Source organism: Nocardia sp. alder85J, assembly GCF_020176955.2.
GTDB lineage: Bacteria > Actinomycetota > Actinomycetes > Mycobacteriales > Mycobacteriaceae > Nocardia.
Window position 1 is genome coordinate 346,760 of the sequence record NZ_JAIUCZ020000006.1, and the last position, 15,747, is coordinate 362,506.

Genomic DNA, 15,747 nt, shown 5'->3' on the forward strand with positions numbered 1-15,747 from the left:
GAGTCAGCGGTCGAGCAGGGTGACGACCGATTTGGTCTCGAGGTATTCCTCGATGGCGTCGGGCCCGTTCTCCCGACCCCAGCCCGACTGCTTGTATCCGCCGACGGGCATCTGCACGCCGCCGGCGCGGTGGATGTTGACCCCGATCCGGCCCGCCCGCAGCCGCCGGGCGACCCGGTGCGCCCTGGCGACGTCGCGGGTCCAGACGCTGCCCGCGAGGCCGTATTCGGTGTCGTTGGCCGCGGTGATGGCCGCGTCGAGATCGGTGTAGGGCATGGCGGCCAGTACCGGTCCGAAGATCTCCTCGCGGACGATCTCCATGTCCGGGGTGACCTCGGTGACGACCGTCGGCGCGTAGTAGAAGCCGCGCTCCCCCAACCGTTCACCGCCGGTGACCACCCGCGCGCCGTCGGCGCGGCCGCGGTCGACGAACCCGGCGACCCGTTCGAGCTGCCGGGCCGACACCAGCGGGCCGAGCACTGCGGCCGGGTCGGTGCCGTAGCCGACCTTCATGGCCCTGCCTCGTTCGGCGATCGCCGTCACCAGGTCGTCGTGTACCGACTCGTGCACGAAAAGCCTTGTGCCCGAAGTACATATCTGACCGGAGTTCCAGAAGCCGCCGAGCGCGATACCGGTCGCCGCGGCGGCGATGTCGGCATCGGGCAGCACGATCACCGGTGATTTGCCGCCGAGTTCGAGCGCGACCTTCTTCAGGTTGCCGGTCGCCGCCGCCACGATCTTGCGGCCCACCGCGGTCGAGCCGGTGAAGCTGATCTTGTCGACCCGCGGATGCTCGGCCAGTGCGGCGCCTGTGGGCCCGAATCCGGTGACGATGTCGACCACCCCGGCGGGCACCCCGGCTTCGAGCAGCAGCGCCCCCAGTGCCAGGGCGCTGAGCGGCGCTTCCTCCGAGGGCTTGAGCACGCAGGTGCATCCTGCCGCCAGCGCGGGTGCGAGCTTCATCGACATCGCGATGAGCGGCGCGTTCCACGGCACGATCATCGCCACCACGCCGACCGGTTCCTTGTAGGTGGCGCCGAGCATCCGGGATGCGGCGGAGCCGAGATCGGTAGTGCTGCCGTGGATCTTGTCGGCCCAGCCGGCGTAGTACCGGAACTGGTTGACCGCCTCGGCCACCATCAGGGTCGCCTGCGACACCGGCATGCCGACGTCGCGGCTCTCGCGCCGGGCGAACTCCTCGGTACGGGCGGCCAGCAGATCGGCGACCCGCCACAGCACCACACCCCGCTGTGATCCCGACAGCCCCAGCCATCGCTCGTCCTCGAATGCCCGGCGGGCAGCACGCACCGCGCTGTCGACGTCGGCGGGCGTGGCGTCGGCGACCCGGCCGATCACCTCCTCCGTGCCCGGATCGATCACCTCGAACACGCCGCCCCCGGCGGCGGGGACCCACTCGCCATCGATGAGCAGGTGCCCCGCCACCGGATCCGCAGAGGTCACCGCGACGCTCACGCGTGCTCGTGGATGTGCGGAACGGGGTGCGGGATCTTGGTCCCCGGCGGCGGGCCCTGCACCGCGCCCGGGTCACCGGCGACCAACTCGACCAGGTAGCCGTCCGGGTCGGCGACCATGGCCGAGCCGACCGGACCGTCCTGCGGCATCACCTCGGTGACCTCGGGATCCACGAATTCGAGGACCGCAGCGGGCTTCCGGTCGAACAGCGCGTAGAACGCCGGGGACCGTTCCAGGTCGCCGACGATCGGCTTGACATTGGTGAACTGACCTTTGATCACGGGATTCTCCGGTACTTCGATGTGCGAGAGATGTTGTGAGAGAAAGCTATTCGGCAGACGGCGGGGTTCCGAGGACCAGGCCGTAGGCGCGGCGGCTCACGTCACCGGACAGGTCGACGGTGATGCCCTTGTCCTGGGTGAACTCGTCGAGCGCGTCCGGGCCGAGCTCACGGCCGGTGCCGGACTGCTTGAAGCCGCCGAACGGCAGGTACTGGGAGATGTTGTGGAAGTCGTTGATCCACACCGAACCGGCCTCGAGCTGCCGGGCGATGTCGAGCGCGCGCTGGTTGTCGCGGCTCCACACAGCGGCGGACAGGCCGTACTCGGTGTCGTTGGCGATCTTGATCGCCTCCTCTGTCGAGTCGTACTTCAGCACCGCGAGGACAGGGCCGAAGATCTCCTCGCGGGCTATGGCCATGTCGTTGGTGACACCGGTGAACACAGTCGGCTCGACCCAGAAGCCCTTCTCGAACTCCGGTCCGGTCGGCACGCCGCCACCCACGACGACGGTCGCGCCCTCGGCCTTGCCCTTCTCGATATAGCCCAGGATGCGGTCGCGCTGCGCCTTGTTCATGACCGCGCCGATATCGGTGGCCGGGTCGAGGGGGTCGCCCTGCTTCAGCGTCCGCAGACGCTTCACCAGGCGCGCCACGAACCGGTCGTGGATGGCGGACGGCAGCAGCAGCCGGGTGCCGGATTCGCAGGCTTGGCCCGCGTGCAGCAGGAAGGCGTAGATCGAACCGTCCACGGCGGCATCCAGATCGGCGTCGTCGAGGACGATGTTCGGGCCCTTGCCGCCGAGTTCGAGGACGACCCGCTTGACGTTGGACGCCGCCGCGGCCATGACCTGACGGCCGGTGGCGGTGGAACCGGTGAACGACACCAGCCGCACGTCCGGGTGCTCGACCAGCCGGCCACCGATGTTCGGGCCGTCGCCGACGACCACGTTGTAGGCGCCGTCGGGCAGACCGGCGTCACGCAGCAGAGCGCCGAGTTCGAGGGCGAAGATGGGGGTCTTCTCGTCGGTCTTGAGCACGACCGTGTTGCCCGCGGCCAGCGCCGGGATGGACTTCCACACCGCGATCAGCGCCGGGAAGTTCCACGGGACGATACCGGCGCACACGCCGACCGGCTCCTTGCGGATGAAGCTCGCCGACAACACCTGGCCGGTCACCGGGCCGGACCGCTCCCATTCGTAGGTGCGGGTCAGCTGCGCGTAGTGCCCCATATGTACCAGGGGAAATCCGACACCGATGGCGCCGGCCACGCGCAGCGGCATACCAGTCTCCTTGGCGCTCAGTACCGCCAGCTCGTCCATGCGCATGCTCACCGCCGCGATCACGCGGTCGATCACTGCGGCGCGCTCGGCCGGCGGGGTGTTGCGCCAGATACCCGACTCGTGCACCCGCTCGGCCGCGGCGACGGCGGCGTCGACATGCTCGGTGGCGGCGACCGCCACCGTCACCACGGTCTCCTCGGTCGCCGGATCGACCACCGGGATGCTGGTATCGGTATCGACCCACACGCCGTCGATGAACAGCCGGTAATGCGGCACACCGTCCCGGTCGACGGCAGGAGTCTCGGGCAGAACGGCAGTCATTTTCTCACCTCGGAATTCTCGGGAAATCGCCGTGATCACGGCGAAGGCGGGGAATGAAATGTGGCCTGTCATCGACAGTAGAGAGACCCAGGCAACAGAAGTGGCCAAGTTTTGGACACTTCCGGTGGACACCGTCGGCTGCCGGGAACGAGCAGGGACGCGGCGGAGAACAGCAGTCCGGTACCGAGTGGGGCAGCTCCGTCCGGTGTCAGCACTCCGTCAGCGGATGGCGCCCGCGTCGCGCAGCGCCGACAATTCACCCTCGGTGAAGCCCCATTCGGCGAGTACTTCGTCGGTGTGCCGGCCCGGTTCGGCCGGTGGCCGCTGGACCGCTCCCGGTGTACGGCTGAAACGCGGTGCGGGCGCAGGCTGGACCACGCCGTCGATGTCGACGAAGGTGCCGCGAGCCCGCAGGTGTGCGTCGTACGGCGCTTCGGTCAGCGACAGCACCGGCGACAGGCACGCTTCCTGTCCTTCGGCGAGGGCGCACCATTCGTCGCGGGTTCTGGTCCGGAACACGGCGGTGAACCGCTCGTGCACTATCGGCCACTGCGTTCTGTCGTGCTGGTCGGGCATCTCCGATTCATCGATGCCGAGCACGCGCAGCAGGTTGCGCCAGAAGCGGGATTCGTTGGCGCCCAGACTGATCCAGCCACCATCGGCGGTCTCGTAGACGTTGTACCACGGCGCGCCCGAGTCCAGGCGGTTCACGCCGCGCTCGTCGCGCCAGTAGCCGGCGGCGAGCAGGCCGTAGAACAGGGTCATGAGCGAGGCCGAGCCGTCGACCATCGCCGCGTCGACCACCTGACCGCGTCCCGAGGTGCGGCTCTCCAGCAGTGCGGAGACGACGCCGAACGCCAGATACAGTGAGCCACCGCCGAAGTCGCCGGCCAGGTTGAGCGGCACGACCGGCGGTCCCCCCACACGGCCCACCGAATGCAGGACGCCGGTGAGCGAGATGTAATTGATGTCGTGGCCGGGGGCAGATGCCAGTGGGCCGTGCTGGCCCCAGCCGGTCATCCGGCCGTACACCAGCGCCGCGTTGACCGTCAGGCACTCGTCGGGTCCCAGGCCCAGTTTCTCGGCGACGCCGGGCCGGAATCCTTCGATGAGGATATCGGCGGTGCGGGCCAGGTCCAGGACAGCGGCGACCGCGGCAGGCTTCTTCAGGTCGAAAACCGCGCTCCGCCTGCCTCTGTTGAGCAGATTGAACCGGGCTTCGACCGGGGCGCCGCCGTCGTAGCCGGGTGGCCGGTCCAGGCGCAGGACATCGGCGCCGAGGTCCGCCAGGAGCATGGCGGCGAACGGGGTCGGGCCGACCCCGCCCAGTTCCAGCACCCGGACCCCGGACAGCGGTCCGCTCATCGAGCGGCCGTCCATTGTTCACGCCGGGCCGCCCGCGATTCGTCCAGTACGTTCGAATTCATTCTCGGTGCTCCGTTGTGCGATGGGGTAATTGTCCGCGCGCACCGAATGCCCTACCAGGCAGGCGGACCCGGCCGGTGGACTATGCGATATCGGATCGCCGGGACCGTCCTACCGACGACATCCCGAGGCTGCACCACGGGCGCGGCAATGGCAAGTGACCAATTCCGAAGCGCCGGTTCACCGCTCGCGAATTGAAATGACGGGAATTTCCGATCCATGCCGGATACAGGATTGGACCTACGTTGACACACGCGCCGTCAGCCCTCATCCACCGACTGCGAGGCGACTCCGGAATGCCGGCGGTGAGGCGACATGAGATGTCAGCCGAGCGCTGGCGTCAGAAGCTTGCAGTTGACAGTCTCCGACACATGAGTCGCGATGAGCCGGGCTTGCGTGAGATCCGGCGAATGAAGACTCAGCGGGCCATTCGGGAACACGCGATGCGGCTGTTCACCGAACGCGGCTACGACGCCAGCACCGTCGCCGACGTCGCAGCCGCCGCGGAGGTGTCGTCGATGACCGTGATCCGCCGCTTCCCGACCGAGGAAGACCTCGTCATGGCCGACGAGTACGACCCGGTGATCATCGACGCGATCCGCGCTCAGCCGGCCGACGAGCCCCTGCTGCGTCGGATCGGCGCCGCGCTGGTCGAGACAACCGCCGCCCACGACGCGGCCGACCGAGCCATTCTGCCGGCACGGCCGCAACTGGGGTTGCCGGTGCCCGCTCTGCGGGACGGGTGTGGGACGGCCAATACCGCAGCGTCGAAGCGCTGCGCGGCGAAAGCCCCGATCCCGACGTCGAATTCGAGCTGTGGGTCGCCACCGGCGCGTGCCTGGCAGCCGTGTCCGCCGCTCGGCGTCGGCCAGCAGCCGCTTCAACCGAGCGTTCTGCTCGCGCAGTTCGTCGAGTTCCTTGGCGGCCTCGGTGTCGACGCCGCCGTACTGGCGGCGCCAGTTGTCGAGCGTGGCGGTGGATACCCCGATCTCGGCAGCGCGATCTCCTCGCCGGTCTTGCCGGCGGTGGTCAGCTCGTCGGCCAGGCGCAGCTTCCGCACGATGTCCTCGGCGGAGTGCCGTTTGCGTCCTGCCATGTCGATGATTGTCCCTTCTCGGCCTTCACCAGGCCAAACGGGACTCTAAAACTGGATGGACCCACTCACTGAGGACAGCCCAATCCGGGCAGACCGCTGCCTGCGATCCACTCGGATGCTTCGCCCCTGCCGGGCCGTTCTGCCCTGCCATCCCCGTGCCAGTGCGGGTTCCGAGCGGGTCGGAACCCGCTGCCGAGAGCTTTGCGCGGGACGAATTCTCGAGATCCCCAGCCGCCCTTGAATTCACGAGGCAGCTCGAGGGTGCGACGGTGACGCCGAATGCGATCCGCATCGGCGTCGATGACGAAGTACTCGAAATCCACCGAGCGCTGCGTGATGTGGTCCCCGATACCCGGGCTCGCTACGGGAAGGTGACGACGTAGCGAATTGCGTCGGTGCCCTTCCCGAGCCGCTCCAGCCGGTCGGAGACGTCCCACAGTGAGACCCGCTCCGTGACCAGGTCGTCCAGATTGAATCGGCCCGCGAGGTAAAGGTCGGCATAGCGCGGGATCTCGGTGCGGAAGTCCGTCGACCCCATGTAGACACCACGCACCGACTTCTTCTGCAACACCAGATCCAGGAACGGGTTGAGTTCGAGCGTCGCGTCCGGGGACTGCATGCCGATCATGTAGGCGGTCCCGCCCGGTCCGACGAGGTCGAGCGCCTGTCGGGAGGTCTTCAGGGTGCCGAGCGCTTCGAAGGCGTGATCCGCCCCTCCCCCGATCAGATCGTGCACGGCGGCGACCGGGTCGCCATCTGTCGCGTTCACCACATGCGTAGCGCCGAATCGCTTGGCCATCTCCAGTTTTTCGGGCTTGATGTCGATCGCGACGATTGTTTGCGCGCCGGCGAGCGCAGCACCCTGGAGAACGCTCAGCCCGACACCGCCGCAGCCGATAACGGCCACCGTGTCCCCGACCCTGACACTCGCCGTGTTGATCGCCGCGCCGGCGCCCGTGATAACCCCGCAGCCGAGCAACGCAGCACGGTCCAAGGGAATGTCCACGTTCACCTTCACCAGGTTGTGCTCGTGCAGCAACATCTGCTCCGCGAAGCCACCCAGGTCGGCCGATTGTCCGACCGGAGTGCCCTCGAAGGACAGGCGCGGGCTCGCATCCGCGGCACGCTGTGTGAAGCCGGGGTTGCGGCACAGGAAGCGATTGCCCACCAGGCAGCGGTCACACGTTCCGCAGAACCCCATCAGGCAGGCGACGACGTGATCGCCGACCGCGAACTCGCGTACCTCGGATCCGACCGCAGCCACCACCCCCGCAGCCTCGTGCCCGACGACCATCGGCAGCGGGTGTCCGTAGTCGTTGTTCACCACGGTCAAGTCGCTGTGGCAGATCCCGCACGCTTTCGTGTCGACCAGCACCTCGCGAGGTCCCGGCTTGTCGATCGTCACCTCCACGATCGACAGCGGCCCACCGAATCTCTGCAGCATTGCAGCCTTCACGTCGAATCCTCCGATTCGTGCCGGGCGCCTGTGGTGCCCGGATATTGCCAGGTCGAACAGTCGGTGTGTTCGCACACGCACTGAATGGGTGCTGCGCCGGGAGTGCTCCAGCGAAACCGGCCGGGTCGTCAGCGGCCGAACCGGCCCGCCGCGCCAGAAGCACTGTATCAGTGGATCCAGAATTTGGAATCCTGCATGCCAAAAGTTACCCTAGAGTGTAGGCAGAACCTACGAAACATCCATGACCTGCAGCGGCTGGCGTCTGCTCCCTCGAGCAGGTATCCCGGATACTGTCCAGAGTCGAAATGAGAGGCGGGTAAGCGTCAATGTTGCGCGAGCACCACAAGATCATCTCGGTGGATGATCACATCGTCGAACCTTCCCACGTATGGACGAACCACTTGCCGAAGCAATTCGTCGAGGACGGACCGCAGATCGTCGACCAGCCCGGCCATACCCAGGCATGGAAGATGGAGGGCAAGCTGTACGCCCTGAACCTGCTGGGCAGCCCGCAAACCCGTAACTTCCGCACGGACGGCACGGGCGAGGACCTGTATGCCCGGCACTACGACGATATGACGCCGGGCGCGTACGAACCGAAAGCTCGACTCGCCGCGATGGATGAGGACGGTGTCTGGGCCCAGGTCAACTTCCCGACCTTCCCACGGTTCGGCGGCACCCGCTTCCTCGAGAACCGGAACAAGGAGCTGGCGTCGGCCTGCGTGCAGGCATGGAACAACTGGCTGCTCGATGAGTGGTGTGCGGCAGCCCCCGACCGGTTCATCCCGATGACGCTGGTGCAGCTGTGGGACCCGGAGCTCGCCGCCCAGGAAATGAAGCGCTGCGCAGAGAAGGGCGCCCGCGCCATCTCCTTCATCGAGTCGCCCGGCCCGTTGGGCTTGCCCTCCTTCTGGACCGATCACTGGGACCCGGTATTCCGGACTGCCGAGGAAACCGGAATGGTCATCTGCATGCACGTGGGCACCTCGGGCAAACTGCCCACGCCCTCGAAGGAGTCGGAGGCCCACTCCGACGCCGTGCCGATATCCCTGTGCGGCCTCAACTCGATGACCGCACTGGCCGATCTCACTTTCTCCGGAATGATGCACCGTTACCCCGGCGTCAAGATCGCGCTGTCCGAGGGTGGCAGCGGCTGGGTGCCATACCTGCTCGAACGGATGGACTACACCTGGGCGCGCACGCGCATCGGCGTCGACCGCTCGATCTCGCCGTCGGACATCTTCCGCCGCAACTTCTGGACCTGCTTCATCTCCGACCGCACAGCCATCGTCAACCGCCACGCCATCGGCGTGGACAAACTGATGTGGGAGTCGGACTACCCGCACAACGACTCGGAGTGGCCCAACAGCAGGAAGTACTTCGCCGAAGCCGTCGTGGACGTGCCGGACGACGAGGTGCAGATGATCTCCGAGCTCAATGCCCGCAACCTCTTCAACTTCTGGGACTGATCTGCTTGACGAACGAACAACTGTCGGCAACAGGCACACAGGACACCGCCACACGGATCGCCGGCGTCGCACGGCGGGCCATCGGGAAGTACCTGGCGGTGGCACCGGGAGAGCAGGTCGTCATTCTGGTCGACACCGTCACCTCACCCTCGATCCCCACCGCACTCGTCCAGGCCGTGTCGGAGGTGGGAGCGGAGCCGGTGCTCATCACCCTCAACCCGCGCAAGACCAGCGGCGAGGACCTGCCGAAGTCGGTGCTGGACGCGGTGTGCGCGGCCGATGTCGTGATCAGCGCATGCTCTCGCTCGCCCTACCACTCCTCGCTCAAGACCCTGGCGCAGGAGGCGGGCACCCGGGGTGCCCTGAACTCGCCACCGCACGAGTCCGGCTGGGTCGACGGCGCGATGCACTACGACTTCGCGGAACTGCGCAAGCCCGCGGCAACGCTGCGCGCCATCCTCACCGAAGGCACTACCGCGAGGGTCACCGCACCCAACGGGACCGACGTGACCATGTCGATCGCCGGACGCAAGGCAGTCGGCTGGCTGGCCGGCATGGCGCAGAACCCGTGCGAGACGATGGCGTGGCCGGGCGGCGAGGTCTCGCTGCCGCCCGTCGAAGGCACCACGAACGGCCGCGTCGTCGTCGAGGTGGCAATGACCGACATCGGCGGTGTGCGTACGCCGATCGAGTGGACCGTCGAGGGCGGTCTCGTCCGCAGGATCGAAGGCGGCAAGGAGGCGGATCTGCTCCTGCGAACCATCGAGGGCGTCGAGAACGCACGGAACATCGGCGAGCTGGGCATCGGGATCAACCCGGGTGCCCGCTTGGTCGACGACATCACCGAGGCCAAGAAACGGCGCGGCACCGCGCACATCGCCATGGGCGACAGCGCGAACGGCTACGGCGGTGAGACAGTCTGCGACCTGCACCTCGACGGACTCATTCCCGAGGTGACGATCGAGATCGACGGCGAGCCTGTGGTGCTGTCCGGCAAGCTCCAGTTCTGACAGCGAAAAGCCCGGGAACCACGTGGTTCCCGGGCTTTTCGCTGTCCGCGGGATCCGGCGTACGAAGAGCGCCCGCCGGTGGGGACCTCCGGCGGGCGCTCTCGGTTCGAGCGGACCTATTTCTTGGCGAGAGGGAAGCGGAAGAGCCGCTCGGCGTTGCCGTGGGTGATGGCCTCGATCTCGTTCTCCGGCAGGCCCCCCAAGGTGCCGTGCACGATCTTCTGCGTGTCCGGCCAGGTGGAGTCGGCGTGCGGGTAGTCGACCTCCATCATGATGTGGTCGAGCCCGATCCGGTCCCGAGTGGAGATCGTCGACGGGTCGTCCAGGCTGCAGAAGTAGAAGTTCCGGCGGACGACCTCGGCGGGCGAAATCTCCTTCGACGACCACTCGTTGCCGAACGAACCCGCGCGGGTCTCCATGTACTCGAGCCGGTCGAGGTACATCGCGACCCAGCCGATTCCTCCCTCGGCCAGAGCGATCTTCAGGTTGGGGAATCGCACCGGGATCTCCGACCACAACAGGTCCGCACAGCAGACCATCGCGTTGACGGGGAAGAGTGAGACTCGGATCGTGCGGGGGCCTTCGCTGTTCGGCGGCAGCGGTGCCCAGCGGCCGGAGCCGGTGTGGATGCAGACGACCGTGTCCGTTTCTTCACAGGCAGCGAAGAAGGGGTCCCACACGTTGGTATGGAAGCTCGGGTAACCGACATTGGTCGGGTACTCGGGGAACGTCACCGCACGGAACCCGCGGGCCGCGTTCTTGCGGACCTCTTCCGCAGCCACAACGGGGTCGGGCAGCCACGGAAGCTGCAGGGGAATGATCCGGTCCGGATACGAACCCGCCCACACCTCCGCGTGCCAGTCGTTCCAGGCGCGGGTAACCGCGAGGCCGAGCTCCTTGTCCTCGGAGTCAGCGAACGTGACGCCACCGAAGCCTGCCACCTGCGACGGGAAGCAGAGCGAAGCCTCGATACCCGCGAGGTCCATGTCCGCGATGCGGGCGTGGATGTCCCACGAGCCCTTGCGGATCTTGTCGAAGCGGACCGGCTCGTAGCCCCATTTTTCCTTCGGGAGACCGACCACAGCGTTCACTGCGATGTTCGGGAACACGCGGTTCTCATAGGTCCAGACCTGATCGCCATTGTCCTGCTCCACAACCCTCGGCGCCCGGTCCTGGAACTTGGCAGGAAGCCGGCCTTCGAACATGTCCGGCGGCTCACACAGGTGGTCGTCGACCGAGATCACCCGGTAGGTACGCGGAAGCTCGTCCACACCTTCCGGCGTGATGACGGCATTGGCGTCATAGCTGTCGGACATTGATCGAGTCCCTTTCCTTCACTTATCTCTGTCGAGGCGACCTGAGGTCGCCCGCTGTCGTCGAGTCGGCGGAAGCTGCCGCCGCGTGCCAGCGCTCGCGCTGCCACCGCTCGGGCTTGGCCTCGTCCCACCAGACCTCGAGCTCTTCGATCGGGTCCTTGCGCACCTCGACGATTCGCGCCCCTTCGGGGCCGGCCGCGGTCACATAGGGCGTGTCGGCCTTCGTGAAGTAGCCGTCACCCACCTGGAACCAGCGCCTGCCCTGGCGGACGCTGCCTTCGACGACGACCACCATCTGGTCGAAGTTGTGGTGGTGGCGGGGGATGACGAAGCCGGGCGCGAACCGGACCTCGAGCAGGTGGAACGACCCGATCTGCATCCGCTTGGAGAACAACCCGTCGCGAAAGTACTCGTCGACATCCACTCCACTGAGGCGAATCGACTCGGGCATCCGCTCGGCAGGTCCGCGACTCGGTTTCGACTGCCGCCAGCCCTCCGCCTCGCCGAGCGCGAAATAGACGACCCTGCGCGCCTCATCCAGGGCGCGCTGCGACGCAACTGTGTCACTCATCGGAACCTCCACGCTGACGTGCCCGATGCCGGACCTACCGGCACGATCCGCACCGGACCGATCGAGCGATCGAGCGATCGAGCGATCGAGCGATCGAGCGATCGAGCGATCGAGCGATCGAGCGATCGAGCGATCGAGCGATCGAGCGATCGTCAGCCAAGGATAGCATTGCTAATGACTTTTGGTATTCAGAATCCTGGACGCCAAAACTGATAGAGTTCTCGGGACTCGCACAACCCGGTCTGCCGCAGTCGGTCACCTTGTGCTCGACGAGCCGCCCATCGCCGCAGACCGCGCGGCGGGCACTACCTCCCCCGACTTCGGTTCGATGACCGACATCCATGCCCGCGCATTGCCGCGGGCCAGGACCTGACTTTCCTGCTACGGCGGGAGAACGGTGCCACCGGCACCCGACGAAAGGAGCTTTCGATGACCACGAATACGGACCAGCTGAGTTCGTTCGACCCCTATCACATGTCGGTGGTCGAACAACGCGAGGTCTTGGCCGAGGCACGCAAACACGCCCCTGCCGCGCATTTCGACGGGTACGGCGGATTCTGGCTCCTTTCTCGGCACGCAGACGTGGACCGCGCGTTGCACAACCACGAGGAGCTGTCCTCGGCCAAGTGGCAGGAACCTGACGGAACATGGCGTGGCGGTGACCGCATTCCCTCGCGGCAGTCGCCGGCAATGCTGGTGCTGGAGACCGATCCGCCGCAGTGGCGCGAACAGCGGGCCGTGCTCACCTCGTTCTTCACCCCGAACGCGACCCGCGGGCGGCACGTCTTCCTCGAAGAGTTGGTGGACGGGCTGCTCGACCGCGTGATCGAGAGCGGCCGGATCAATTTCTGCACTGACCTGGCCTACGCCGTCCCCACCATGACGACGCTGCACCTGGTCGGCCTGCCGCTCGACGAGTGGGAGCGATTTCACACATCCATGCACAAGCTCATTCATTTCCCGCCCGACAGCGAAGAACACCATGAGGGCTTCGCCGAGCATTTGTGGACGGCGGAACGGTTGCGGGAGCTCCTTCTGGAGCGTCGTGAGCACCCGGCGGACGACATGGCGAGCCGGGTTGCCGCAGCCGAGCTGAGCGGCGCGCCCATCGATATCGAAGACGCGGTGAATATGCTGCGGACCGTCATCGGTGGCGGAGTCGACACCACCGGCTCGACCCTCCTCGCGATGTTCCGTCATCTCGACGGCAACCACGCCGACCGCGATCGGCTCATCGCCGACCGTGGGCTCGTGCCGAAGGCTGTCGACGAGGTGCTCCGCATGTGGCCGCCGGCACCGTTGGCCGTGCGCTCGGCCTCACAGCCGCTCGAATTGCACGGCAAGGCCATCGACACGCGCGAAACGGTGGGCTTGTCGATCATGTCCGCGAACCGCGACGAGACGGTGTTCGAGCGCCCGGACGAAGTCGTACTGGACCGCTCCCCCAACCCGCACCTGTCGTTCGGCGCCGGGATTCATTTCTGCCTGGGGCGCAATCTCGCCCGCGCGGAGCTGGAGATCGTGCTCGATCGAGTGCTCGACCGCATCCCGGACTTCGTCATCGACCGCGACGCCGAGGACATTCCACGCCGACAGATGCCCGCCACCTTCACCCCCGGATCGAAGAAGTCCTGACACCACGCGGCATGCCCGTCCGACCTGCCGCGCGCTGGACGGGTCGCGATCGCGCGGGCGGAGATGCTGAACGCCGCCGATCCGGCGACGATAGCCCGCCGCCGGTCCGGTGAGTTCGACACAGAACGCAGGTCGCCCGCGCCGTCGTCATGACGGGCGCGGGCGGACCTCGCGTTCGGCGCCGCGGTCAACGGGATCGCGCCGGCGCCGGATTTGCGACTCGCTCGAGGGGCAGTGCACATCCCGACGGCCTCTGAGCAGCCGATGGTCACCGCCGGGGACGACCGGCGGTGACCATCAGTGCGTTGCGCTCGGGTTGTGCTGGGAAGTACTCAGCCCTGTCCACCGAAGACGCGTGAGGCGGTGCCGACGGGCTGGAGTTCCCCGTTCTTGTACTGCAGAAGGTACATCGCGTCGTTGCGAATGGATGGGAAGTGGCCACCGCCGAGGGTGCCCGGCTTCGAGAAGTCGATCGACGGGGTGAGGCCCTTCGTGTCGTACGCGGTCAGCGTCTTCACCTTGTCCAGCACTGCCTGCCGAGTCGGATTGCCGTCGAGCTGGTTGGCGATGTCGGCGAACAGTTGCACGGACAGCCATGCGCCGATCGACTGGTCGGTGTTGAGCTCACTGTCCCCGGCGCCGATGGCGCCCAGGTCCGCCTTGTACCGTTTGTAGCCCTCGCTGTTGCGGTTGTAGACCGAGCCCGCGTAGATGCCCTCGGCCTGGTCGCCGTACTGCTGCCCGAGACCCGGAGCGCTGTTCGTGCTCCCGGAGATCATCATGGGAACCTTGTTGCCCTGCTGGCGCAGTGCCTGCAGGAAGGGAGCCTGCTGGCCCTGCAGGAGCGTGTTGATGACAAGGTCGGCCCCGTTGACCTGACCTGCAGCCGCCGTCACGTCGACCGCGGTGGCCGGCACGTACACCACCTGGCCGAGCGAGGTGTTGCGCGGCTTGAGCCCCAACGAGTCGATCAGCGTGGGGAGACCGTGGCCCGCCGGCACGTCCGGGATGGCCATATCGATCTTCGCGGCCTTGAGCTGGTCCGCACCCAGCGCGGCGAGACCGACCACGGACAACGCCCCGGGCTCGAAGGGGAACAGCATCGGCGACCCGAAGTCGGCCTGGGTGAACGGCTGACACCCGAGGCACGCGAGTCCGGCCTGCTCCAGAATCGGATCGATCGCCGACCCGTAGTTGTTGGTGCCCCAGACGAACGCGGACACACTCTGGTCCGCCACCGCGTCCCGCCCGCATGCGGCGATGACGTTGGCGTCGGACTGGATACCCTTGGCGCAGAACACCGGTTTCAGCGGGTGATTCTTGACTCCACCGGCCTTGTTGATCGCCGTGACCGCCGCGGTGACGCCGAGTTTGCCCTGCGAGGAATCGTTCTGGTTGTTGTCCGCGCTGGGCCCGAGCACATAGAAACTAATCGGGGTGCCGGTGGCGGTCGAAGCATTCGAACTGTCATCACTGTTCGAACTGCCACAGGCCGCTAGTAACGCGGCGGCCATCACTGCGGCCAATGCCGCGAACACGCCGTTGTGCCTCATCAGAAATACTCCGTTTCTTGCCGTACCCCGGCGGTTCGTGCCGGCACCGGGCGCCGGTACCCGCTGTCCCGTCGGGACGGCGGGCATGGTGATCAGGCGGAAATCTCCTCGGAGAGGTAGCTCTGTTCGATCTCCGCGATGCGCCCGAGCAGATCCGAGGACCGGCCCTCGAGCGCAATCCGCCCGCGACGCAGTACGTACGCGCGATCGGAATTCTTCAGTGCCTTGCGCACCTGCTGCTCCACGAGCAGCACAGCCGCGCCTCGATCCGCCGCCTGGCGGACGGCCGCAAGCAGCCGATCCACCACGAGTGGCGCCAATCCGAGGGACAACTCGTCAGCAAGCAACAGCTCCGGTTCGGTGGCCAGCGCCCGCGCCAGCGTCAACATCTGCTGCTGGCCGCCTGAAAGCAGCCCTGCTTTGCGGGACAGAAAAGGTTTCAGTTCGGGAAACAGATCGAGGGCGGCGCCGATGCTTCCCCGGCCCATCCGCAGATTGTCCTTGGTGGACAGTCCGAAGATGACGGACCGCTGTTCCGGCACCAGGGCCAGCCCTCGCCGCACCCGCCGGTGCAGCGAGCCCCGGGCCGGCTGTCCCCGCCACGTAACCGAACCGGCACTCGGTTGCAGAATCCCGGCCAGTGCGGAGATGGTGGTCGACTTGCCGGCCCCGTTCGCGCCCAGTAGTGCGACCACCTCGCCCGCGCGGACCTCGAGATCCAAGCCACGCACGACGAGGGTGTCGCCGTAGCCGACGTCGAGGCCGGTCGCCTTCAGTACCACGGCGCCGATCTCCTTCGGTACCGCGGTGGCACCGGCCCGCATATCCGTTTCGCTCATGGTGTCCCTCCGGGGGTCAGTGC

12 protein-coding genes and 2 pseudogenes are annotated in these 15,747 nt (G+C 66.9%); 4 read left to right on the forward strand and 10 right to left on the reverse strand.

Annotated elements, in window-relative coordinates:
• Nucleotides 1–3: 3 nt before the first annotated feature.
• The 4 genes from LBW94_RS24820 to LBW94_RS24835 all read right to left on the reverse strand — a co-directional run bounded on the left by LBW94_RS24820 (nucleotide 4) and on the right by LBW94_RS24835 (nucleotide 4,719).
• Entirely contained in the window at nucleotides 4–1,473 is a 1,470-nt protein-coding gene (locus LBW94_RS24820) for an aldehyde dehydrogenase family protein (RefSeq protein WP_225060110.1), read from the reverse strand.
• Nucleotides 1,470–1,754: a hypothetical protein gene (locus tag LBW94_RS24825; RefSeq protein WP_225060111.1), complete on the reverse strand. Its 285-nt coding sequence runs from the start codon at nucleotides 1,752–1,754 to the stop codon at nucleotides 1,470–1,472. The genes LBW94_RS24820 and LBW94_RS24825 overlap by 4 nt, the downstream gene beginning before the upstream one ends.
• A gap of 46 nt (nucleotides 1,755–1,800) precedes the next feature.
• A complete protein-coding gene (locus LBW94_RS24830; protein ID WP_225060112.1) occupies nucleotides 1,801–3,354 on the reverse strand; it encodes an aldehyde dehydrogenase family protein in 1,554 nt (517 codons plus the stop codon).
• Nucleotides 3,355–3,573: 219 nt separating this feature from the next.
• Nucleotides 3,574–4,719, reverse strand: coding sequence for a CaiB/BaiF CoA transferase family protein (locus LBW94_RS24835; protein ID WP_225060113.1), 1,146 nt, complete (start codon nucleotides 4,717–4,719; stop codon nucleotides 3,574–3,576).
• Nucleotides 4,720–5,222: 503 nt separating this feature from the next.
• Here LBW94_RS24835 and LBW94_RS44465 point away from each other — a divergent pair.
• Nucleotides 5,223–5,279, forward strand: a pseudogene (locus LBW94_RS44465) (TetR family transcriptional regulator); the annotation flags it as partial.
• Nucleotides 5,280–5,705: 426 nt separating this feature from the next.
• On the opposite strand, the pseudogene LBW94_RS44470 reads toward LBW94_RS44465, so the two are convergent.
• Nucleotides 5,706–5,768, reverse strand: a pseudogene (locus LBW94_RS44470) (hypothetical protein); the annotation flags it as partial.
• Between the two features lie 468 nt (nucleotides 5,769–6,236).
• Nucleotides 6,237–7,280 carry a zinc-binding dehydrogenase gene (locus LBW94_RS24845; protein ID WP_225060114.1) on the reverse strand — a complete coding sequence of 348 codons (1,044 nt, stop codon included), beginning with the start codon at nucleotides 7,278–7,280 and terminating at the stop codon, nucleotides 6,237–6,239.
• Nucleotides 7,281–7,657: 377 nt separating this feature from the next.
• Here LBW94_RS24845 and LBW94_RS24850 point away from each other — a divergent pair, with 377 nt between their 5' ends.
• Both LBW94_RS24850 and LBW94_RS24855 read left to right on the forward strand, forming a co-directional pair.
• Nucleotides 7,658–8,800 (forward strand): amidohydrolase family protein, encoded by a 1,143-nt coding sequence (locus LBW94_RS24850; protein ID WP_225060115.1) that lies wholly within the window; start codon nucleotides 7,658–7,660, stop codon nucleotides 8,798–8,800.
• A 200-nt stretch (nucleotides 8,801–9,000) separates the two neighbouring features.
• Nucleotides 9,001–9,810 (forward strand): aminopeptidase, encoded by an 810-nt coding sequence (locus LBW94_RS24855; RefSeq protein WP_225060116.1) that lies wholly within the window; start codon nucleotides 9,001–9,003, stop codon nucleotides 9,808–9,810.
• 116 nt (nucleotides 9,811–9,926) lie between these two features.
• Here the strand turns inward: LBW94_RS24855 and LBW94_RS24860 are convergent, their stop codons facing one another.
• Both LBW94_RS24860 and LBW94_RS24865 read right to left on the reverse strand, forming a co-directional pair.
• The gene (locus LBW94_RS24860; protein ID WP_225060117.1) at nucleotides 9,927–11,126 is read right to left on the reverse strand and encodes an amidohydrolase family protein; all 1,200 of its coding nucleotides are present in this window, start codon (nucleotides 11,124–11,126) and stop codon (nucleotides 9,927–9,929) included.
• A gap of 22 nt (nucleotides 11,127–11,148) precedes the next feature.
• Nucleotides 11,149–11,697: a cupin domain-containing protein gene (locus tag LBW94_RS24865; RefSeq protein WP_225060118.1), complete on the reverse strand. Its 549-nt coding sequence runs from the start codon at nucleotides 11,695–11,697 to the stop codon at nucleotides 11,149–11,151.
• Between the two features lie 429 nt (nucleotides 11,698–12,126).
• Here LBW94_RS24865 and LBW94_RS24870 point away from each other — a divergent pair, with 429 nt between their 5' ends.
• Nucleotides 12,127–13,332 (forward strand): cytochrome P450, encoded by a 1,206-nt coding sequence (locus LBW94_RS24870; protein WP_225060119.1) that lies wholly within the window; start codon nucleotides 12,127–12,129, stop codon nucleotides 13,330–13,332.
• A gap of 332 nt (nucleotides 13,333–13,664) precedes the next feature.
• Here the strand turns inward: LBW94_RS24870 and LBW94_RS24875 are convergent, their stop codons facing one another.
• A complete protein-coding gene (locus tag LBW94_RS24875) occupies nucleotides 13,665–14,885 on the reverse strand; it encodes an ABC transporter substrate-binding protein (protein ID WP_225060120.1) in 1,221 nt (406 codons plus the stop codon).
• 92 nt (nucleotides 14,886–14,977) lie between these two features.
• Nucleotides 14,978–15,724: an ABC transporter ATP-binding protein gene (locus LBW94_RS24880; protein WP_225060121.1), complete on the reverse strand. Its 747-nt coding sequence runs from the start codon at nucleotides 15,722–15,724 to the stop codon at nucleotides 14,978–14,980.
• Nucleotides 15,725–15,747 lie beyond the last annotated feature (23 nt).

Coding starts and splice junctions, on each gene's coding strand:
- LBW94_RS24830 (WP_225060112.1), bottom strand. CDS start 3,354: ATGACTGCCGTTCTGCCCGAGACTCCTGCCGTCGACCGGGACGGTGTG.
- LBW94_RS24835 (WP_225060113.1), bottom strand. CDS start 4,719: ATGAGCGGACCGCTGTCCGGGGTCCGGGTGCTGGAACTGGGCGGGGTC.
- LBW94_RS24850 (WP_225060115.1), top strand. CDS start 7,658: ATGTTGCGCGAGCACCACAAGATCATCTCGGTGGATGATCACATCGTC.
- LBW94_RS24860 (WP_225060117.1), bottom strand. CDS start 11,126: ATGTCCGACAGCTATGACGCCAATGCCGTCATCACGCCGGAAGGTGTG.
- LBW94_RS24865 (WP_225060118.1), bottom strand. CDS start 11,697: ATGAGTGACACAGTTGCGTCGCAGCGCGCCCTGGATGAGGCGCGCAGG.
- LBW94_RS24870 (WP_225060119.1), top strand. CDS start 12,127: ATGACCACGAATACGGACCAGCTGAGTTCGTTCGACCCCTATCACATG.
- LBW94_RS24875 (WP_225060120.1), bottom strand. CDS start 14,885: ATGAGGCACAACGGCGTGTTCGCGGCATTGGCCGCAGTGATGGCCGCC.
- LBW94_RS24880 (WP_225060121.1), bottom strand. CDS start 15,724: ATGAGCGAAACGGATATGCGGGCCGGTGCCACCGCGGTACCGAAGGAG.